This window comes from Pseudomonas guariconensis, from assembly GCF_015680235.1.
GTDB lineage: Bacteria > Pseudomonadota > Gammaproteobacteria > Pseudomonadales > Pseudomonadaceae > Aquipseudomonas > Aquipseudomonas guariconensis_A.
Genome location: NZ_JADLJL010000005.1, coordinates 223,171 through 229,923 on the forward strand (window position 1 = coordinate 223,171; position 6,753 = coordinate 229,923).

Sequence of the window (6,753 nt, forward strand, 5' to 3'; positions counted from 1 at the left end):
AGACCGACATGAGCCTGACCATCACTCCCCTGAGCCCTGCGCTCGGCGCCCAGATCAGCGGCGTGGACCTGAGCCGCGACATCACCCTCGAGCAACGCGACGCCATCGAGCAGGCGCTGCTCAGGCACCAGGTGCTGTTCTTGCGCGACCAACCGATCACACCTGCGCAGCAGGCCAGGTTCGCGGCGCAGTTCGGCGACCTGCACATCCACCCTATCTACCCCAACGTGCCGGAAACGCCCCAGGTATTGATCCTGGACACGGCGGTCACCGATGTGCGCGACAACGCCGTGTGGCACACCGACGTGACCTTCCTGCCAACGCCGGCCCTGGGCGCGGTGCTCAGCGCCAAGCAACTGCCGGCCTTCGGTGGCGATACCCTGTGGGCCAGCGGCACCGCGGCCTTCGAGGCGCTGTCGGCGCCGCTGCGGGACATGCTCGACGGCCTCACCGCGACCCATGACTTCACCAAGTCCTTCCCGCTGGAGCGCTTTGGCACCACACCGCAGGACCTGGCGCGCTGGGAAGAGACCCGACGCAACAACCCGCCGCTGTCGCACCCAGTGGTGCGTACCCACCCGGTCAGCGGGCGCAAGGCATTGTTCGTCAATGAGGGTTTCACGACGCGAATCAACGAACTGAACGAGCTGGAAAGCGAGGCGTTGCTCAAGCTGCTGTTCGCCCACTCGACGCGGCCTGAGTTCAGCATCCGCTGGAGATGGCAGGAGAACGACGTGGCGTTCTGGGACAACCGGGTGACCCAGCATTTCGCAGTGGATGACTACCGGCCGAACCGGCGGGTGATGCATCGGGCGACCATCCTGGGGGATGCGCCGTTCTGAAGATTAGCACGCGAGGCCTTCGGCCTCGAATCGCCGGCAAGCCGGCTCCCACCTGATCTGCGCTGCTCTTAGGAACACCGATGTACCTGGGGGAGCCGGCTTGCCGGGGATTGAACTAGCGGACCAGATGCAGGAACTGCATGTGCCGCTCGTACTGGTCGAGGATGTCGTTGATGATCTGCTCCTTGCTGTAGCCCACCAGGTCGTAGTTCTGGCTACCCTCGGACAGATGCACCTCGGCACGGTAGTAACGGCGGTTCTTCAACTCCTGGGTACCCAGCCCGCCCAAGGCGAACGAGGGGGTGAAGTAGCCGCGCATCTGCACTTGGTAGATGAACGGCTGTTCCTCGCCCAGGCCGATCTTCAGGCTGACGTTGTCATGGCTGGGGTCGTCCTGGGTGATCACGTTCACGCCCTTTTGCATGAACACCTCGCTCACCTCGCCGATGGCCGGGCGGATCACATCGTCCATGAAACGGTACACCTCGTCGCGCGACGGGAAGTGCACCGCCTGGCTCAGGCGTTGGCGCCAGCCACCGCGGCCGCGGCGCGACACGGCGAACGGCGCCAGGGAATGCATCTGCGCGATCTGCCGCTGGGATTCCAGGTAGAACGCCTTGTGCAGCCCCCACATCATGCACAACAGGATCAGCGAGAACGGCAGCGAGGTCAGCACCACCGCCGATTTGAGCGAGTCGATGCTGCCGGCGAACAACAGGCCGATGGTCACCAGCGCGGTCATCGCCCCCCAGAAGATGCGCAGCCAGTTCGGGCCGTCCTCGTCGGCCTCGCCCCCCTTGGCCGACAGGGTCGAGAGCACGACGGTGCCGGAGTCGGCGGAGGTGACGAAGAACACGAAGCTGATGAACACCGTCACCGCGATCACCGTCTTGCTCCACGGGTAGGTTTCCAGCAGCAGGTACAGGCTCATCGCTGGGTTTTCCAGGGCCGATGTTCCGAGGGCGGTCAGGCCGTGATCGAGCACCTGGGTCATGGCGCTGTTGCCGAAGATCGACATCCACGCCAGGGTGAAGCCCAGCGGAATGAGCAGCACGCCGAAGACGAACTCACGGATGGTACGGCCACGGGAGATTCGCGCGATGAACAGGCCAACGAACGGCGCCCAAGCGATCCACCAGGCCCAGTAGAACACGGTCCAGCCGCCCAGCCAGTCGCGGTTCTCGCCGTAGGCATACACATCGAAGGTCTTGCGCGGCAAGGCGCCGAGGTAATCGCCCAGGTTCTGGATCAGGGTGTTGAACAGGTGCTGGGTAGGGCCTGCGAACAACACGAACAAGAGCAGCGCACAGGCCAGGAACAGGTTGATGTCGCTCATCACCCGCACGCCCTTCTCCACCCCGGCGACCGCCACGGCCACCGCAGCGCCCATCATCAGGGTGATCAGGATCACCTGCACCCACTGGCTGTGGCTGATGCCGAACAGGTAATCCAGGCCCGCGTTCAAGTGCAGTACGCCAAAGCCCATGTCGGCGCCCAGGCCGAACACCGTGGCGATGATGCCGAAGCCGTCCACCGCATAGCCGATCGGGCCGTTGATGCGTTTGCCGATCAGTGGATACAGGGCCGAACGCAGCGCCAGCGGCAGGTTGTGCCGGTAGGCGAAGTAGGCCAGGGCCATGCCGACGAAGGCGAACACGCCCCAGCCATGCAGGCCCCAGTGCAGGAACAGCAGCTCCATCGCCTGGCGCCCGGCTTCCACCGTGCCGCCTTCGCCCTGGGGCGGCTGCATCATGTGGGTCAACGGTTCGGAGACGCAGAAGAAGAACAGGGTGATGCTGATGCCGGCGGCGAACAGCATGCCGGCCCAGGACAGGTAGCTGAACTCGGGCTCGTCGTGGTCGGCACCGAGCTTGATCTTGCCGTAGCCGGACAAGGCGGTGACCACCACGAAGACCAGGTACAGGGTCATGGCCAGCATGTAGTACCAGCCCACGGTATTGGCCGCCCAGTTCTGCGCCGCGAGCAGCCACTCGCCTGCCGCGGTGGGGTTGGCGATGACCACCAGGCCGAAGATGAGGATGAAGCTTGCCGCGAAATAGAACACCGGGGGGTTCATGCGGATCTTGCCATTGGCAAGGGATGGAGTCGGTGCACTCATGAGGCGTGCACCTCGTGAAGCGGTGAAAGGTTCGGATTGAACGGGTTCAGCAAAGGGGATCCTCCTGTTGAACACCGGCAATGGACCAGCGTTTTACTTTGAACAAGCGTTCAAGTTAAACATGGATCGGCGTTCAATGCGACCTTGCCCGACCGTTGAACCTCAAGGCGCAACCGCGGGACAAGCCCGCTCCCACAGCGGTGCGTTGTTCTCTGTGGGGCTTGTCCTGCGATTGCGCCGGCACAGCCAACCCGTGAGGCCCAGGCTTACTTTTGCCCCTCGCACTCCAGTTGCAGATTAGCCTGGGTGATGTTGCTCTCGGCCGGCACACTGCGGGTCAGCCAGACATTGCCGCCGATGGTCGAACCCTTGCCGATGGTGATGCGGCCCAGGATGGTCGCGCCGGCATAGATCACCACATCGTCCTCGACGATCGGGTGGCGCGGCTCGCCCTTGTGCAGCATGCCGGTCTCGTCCGCCGGGAAGCGCTTGGCGCCCAGGGTCACCGCCTGGTAGATGCGCACCCGCTCGCCAATGATCGCCGTCTCGCCGATCACGACGCCCGTGCCATGGTCGATGAAGAAGCTCGGGCCGATCTGCGCGCCAGGGTGGATATCGATGCCGGTGGCCGAATGGGCCAGCTCCGAACTGATCCGCGCCAGCAGTGGCAGGCCAGCCCGGTACAGGTGGTGGGCCAGACGGTGGTGGATGATGGCCAGGATGCCGGGGTAGCACAGCAGCACCTCGTCGACGCTGCGCGCCGCCGGGTCGCCCTGGTAGGCCGCCAGCACGTCGGTGTCGAGCAGCACACGCATTGCCGGCAAGGCGGCGGCGAAGCCTTGGATCAGACTCAGGGCATGGGCGTCGACATCCTTCACCTCGGCCTTGCCCTGGCGCGCGGCATAGCGCAGTTCCAGGCGAGCCTGGGCCAATAGCGCCGTCAGCGCGGCGTCCAGCGTGTGGCCGACGTAGAAATCCTCGCTCTCTTCACGCAGGTCCACCGGCCCCAAGCGCATGGGAAACAACGCCCCGCACAACTGTTCGAGGATATGCCGCATGGCCTCGCGCGACGGTAGCTCGCGCCCGCCCTGCGCGCCGCAGCTGCGGCCGTTGCGGGTTCGCCATTGTTCGCGGGCACTGCGCAAGTCACTGACGATACCCTGCAGCTGCCAACGGCCTGTGGATGGATGTTCGCTCACGGTGTTCTCCTGGCTCGGCGGCTTGTTGGAAAAGCCTCTTTGGGGAATGACGCCACCGGTGCAATCCACTCTACGGCAAATCCGTCTCTTGGAAAAAACAACGCTTTATTCCATCCTGCGCTAAGTCGGGTATAAGCAGACGACGAACTTGGCATTCCTGGCCTACCCTCAAGGCTGCCGAACCCTCGACAAAACACAAAAAAGAAATATCAAAATAAGTTTTTATTATTTACAGGCCTAACAAGCCCACCCCTATAGTCGCCACCCACTACTTCCACAACAAGCGCGGGGCCCAGCCATGACCAGATTCACCAAGCCACTTCTCAACGCCAGCCTTGCCTTTCTGCTGGGCACCGGCCTGTTCAGCCAGGCCTTCGCCGGCGAGCAGCTGAAGACCATTCAGGAAAAAGGCAGCATCAGCATCGGCCTGGAAGGCACTTACCCGCCGTTCAGCTTCGTCGACGAAGACGGCAAGCTCGCCGGCTTCGAAGTGGAGCTTTCCGAGCTTCTGGCCAAGGAGCTGGGCGTCAAGGCCAAGATCCAGCCGACCAAATGGGATGGCATCCTCGCGGCACTCGAGTCCAAGCGCCTGGACGTGGTGGTCAACCAGGTGACCATCTCCGATGAGCGCAAGAAGAAGTACGACTTCTCCGAGCCCTACACCATTTCCGGCATCCAGGCCCTGATCCTGAAGAAGAAGGCCGAGCAGCTGAACATCAAGACCGCGCAGGACCTGGCCGGCAAGAAAGTGGGCGTGGGCCTGGGCACCAACTACGAGCAGTGGGTGAAGAAAGACGTCCCGCAAGCGGACGTGCGCACCTACGAAGACGACCCGAGCAAGTTCGCCGACCTGCGCAACGGCCGCATCGATGCCATCCTGATCGACCGCCTGGCCGCCCTGGAGTACGCCCAGAAAGCCAAGGACACCCAACTGGCCGGCGAGGCCTTCTCGCGCCTGGAATCGGGCGTGGCCCTGCGCAAGGGCGAGCCTGAGCTGCTCGAGGCGATCAACAAGGCGCTGGACAAGCTCAAGGCCGATGGCTCCCTGGCCAAGCTGTCCGAGAAATACTTCGGTGCCGATGTCACCAAATGATCGCTGAAAGCCTGCAACTCGTCATCGACTCCACGCCCTTCCTGTTGAAGGGCGCTGGCTACACGGTGCTGCTCAGTGTCGGCGGCATGTTCTTCGGGCTGGTCCTGGGCTTTGCCCTGGCCTTGATGCGCCTGTCGAAGATCCTGCCGCTGGACTGGCTGGCCCGGGTCTACGTGTCGTTCTTCCGCGGCACGCCGCTGCTGGTGCAGCTGTTCGTGATCTATTTCGGCATGCCGCAGATCGGTATCGAGCTCGACCCGATACCGGCCTCGCTGATCGGCCTGTCGCTGAACATGGCGGCGTACATCTGCGAAATCCTGCGCGCGGCGATCTCCTCGATCGACCGCGGCCAGTGGGAGGCCGCCGCCAGCATCGGCATGACCCGCACCCAAGCCATGCGCCGGGCGATCCTGCCCCAGGCCATGCGCACCGCCTTGCCGCCGTTGGGCAACAGCTTCATCTCGCTGGTCAAGGACACCGCCCTGGCGGCGACCATCCAGGTGCCGGAGCTGTTCCGCCAGGCCCAGCTGATCACCGCGCGGACCTTCGAGGTCTTCACCATGTACCTGGCCGTCGCCGTGATCTACTGGGTGCTGTGCAGCATCCTTGCGCACTTCCAGAACCGCATGGAAGCGCGGGTCAACCAGCACGACCAGGAGCACTGAAGATGATCGCAGTACAAGGCCTGACCAAGCAGTTCAAGGGCCACACCGTGCTCGACGGCATCGACCTGACCGTCCAGCCCGGCGAGGTGGTGGCCATCATCGGCCCCAGCGGTTCGGGCAAGACCACCTTCCTGCGCTGCCTCAACCTGTTGGAGACGCCCGACGCCGGGCGCATCCAGATCGGTGACATCAGCATCGACGCCAACCGCCCGCTGGGCAGCCAGCAAGGGTCGATCCGCCGTTTGCGCCAGCAGGCCGGGTTCGTGTTCCAGAACTTCAACCTGTTCCCCCATCGCTCGGCGTTGGAGAACGTCATCGAAGGGCCGGTGATCGTCAAGAAGACGCCTCGCGACAAGGCCCTCGAACTGGGCCGACGCCTGCTGGCCAAGGTGGGCCTGGCCGGCAAGGAAGACGCCTACCCACGGCGCCTGTCCGGCGGGCAGCAGCAACGGGTGGCTATCGCCCGGGCCCTGGCCATGGAGCCGGAGGTGATCCTCTTCGACGAACCGACCTCGGCACTCGACCCCGAGCTGGTCGGCGAGGTGCTGGAGACCATCCGCGGCCTTGCCGAGGAGAAGCGCACCATGATCATCGTCACCCACGAGATGAGCTTCGCCCGGGACGTGGCCAACCGGGTGATCTTCTTCGACAAGGGCGTGATCGTGGAGCAGGGCGAGGCCAAGGCCCTGTTCGCCAACCCCAAGGAAGAGCGTACCCGGCAGTTCCTGCGCAAGTTCCTGGGTACAGCGGCAGGCTGAAACTTCAACGCTCCACTGACTGATGCAATCGCCGGCAAGCCGGCTCCCACAAGGGCTGCGCCGAACCCTGTAGGAGC

Annotated in this window: 6 protein-coding genes; 4 read left to right on the plus strand and 2 right to left on the minus strand. The window is 63.9% G+C overall.

Features of this window, described 5'->3' with window-relative positions:
* Positions 1 to 8 precede the first annotated feature (8 nt).
* Complete coding sequence (gene tauD, locus IRZ56_RS06565; RefSeq protein WP_196144201.1) at positions 9 to 842, plus strand: taurine dioxygenase; 834 nt, start codon at positions 9 to 11, stop codon at positions 840 to 842.
* 115 nt (positions 843 to 957) lie between these two features.
* Here tauD and betT read toward each other — a convergent pair whose 3' ends face one another.
* Both betT and epsC read right to left on the minus strand, forming a co-directional pair.
* Positions 958 to 2,919: a choline transporter BetT gene (betT, locus tag IRZ56_RS06570; protein ID WP_196144211.1), complete on the minus strand. Its 1,962-nt coding sequence runs from the start codon at positions 2,917 to 2,919 to the stop codon at positions 958 to 960.
* Between the two features lie 308 nt (positions 2,920 to 3,227).
* The gene (epsC, locus tag IRZ56_RS06575) at positions 3,228 to 4,160 is read right to left on the minus strand and encodes a serine O-acetyltransferase EpsC (protein ID WP_196144202.1); all 933 of its coding nucleotides are present in this window, start codon (positions 4,158 to 4,160) and stop codon (positions 3,228 to 3,230) included.
* Positions 4,161 to 4,458: 298 nt separating this feature from the next.
* Between epsC and tcyJ the strand changes: the two genes are divergently transcribed.
* From tcyJ to tcyN, 3 genes are read left to right on the plus strand one after another with little or no spacing between them, the layout of a single operon-like run.
* The gene (gene tcyJ, locus IRZ56_RS06580; protein WP_196144203.1) at positions 4,459 to 5,253 is read left to right on the plus strand and encodes a cystine ABC transporter substrate-binding protein; all 795 of its coding nucleotides are present in this window, start codon (positions 4,459 to 4,461) and stop codon (positions 5,251 to 5,253) included.
* On the plus strand, positions 5,250 to 5,918 hold the full coding sequence (gene tcyL / locus IRZ56_RS06585; protein WP_196144204.1) for a cystine ABC transporter permease: 669 nt from the start codon (positions 5,250 to 5,252) through the stop codon (positions 5,916 to 5,918). The genes tcyJ and tcyL overlap by 4 nt, the downstream gene beginning before the upstream one ends.
* A gap of 2 nt (positions 5,919 to 5,920) precedes the next feature.
* Positions 5,921 to 6,676 carry an L-cystine ABC transporter ATP-binding protein TcyN gene (gene tcyN / locus IRZ56_RS06590; RefSeq protein ID WP_196144205.1) on the plus strand — a complete coding sequence of 252 codons (756 nt, stop codon included), beginning with the start codon at positions 5,921 to 5,923 and terminating at the stop codon, positions 6,674 to 6,676.
* The last annotated feature ends 77 nt before the right edge of the window (positions 6,677 to 6,753 follow it).

Coding starts and splice junctions, on each gene's coding strand:
- tauD (WP_196144201.1), top strand. CDS start 9: ATGAGCCTGACCATCACTCCCCTGAGCCCTGCGCTCGGCGCCCAGATC.
- betT (WP_196144211.1), bottom strand. CDS start 2,919: ATGAACCCCCCGGTGTTCTATTTCGCGGCAAGCTTCATCCTCATCTTC.
- tcyJ (WP_196144203.1), top strand. CDS start 4,459: ATGACCAGATTCACCAAGCCACTTCTCAACGCCAGCCTTGCCTTTCTG.
- tcyL (WP_196144204.1), top strand. CDS start 5,250: ATGATCGCTGAAAGCCTGCAACTCGTCATCGACTCCACGCCCTTCCTG.
- tcyN (WP_196144205.1), top strand. CDS start 5,921: ATGATCGCAGTACAAGGCCTGACCAAGCAGTTCAAGGGCCACACCGTG.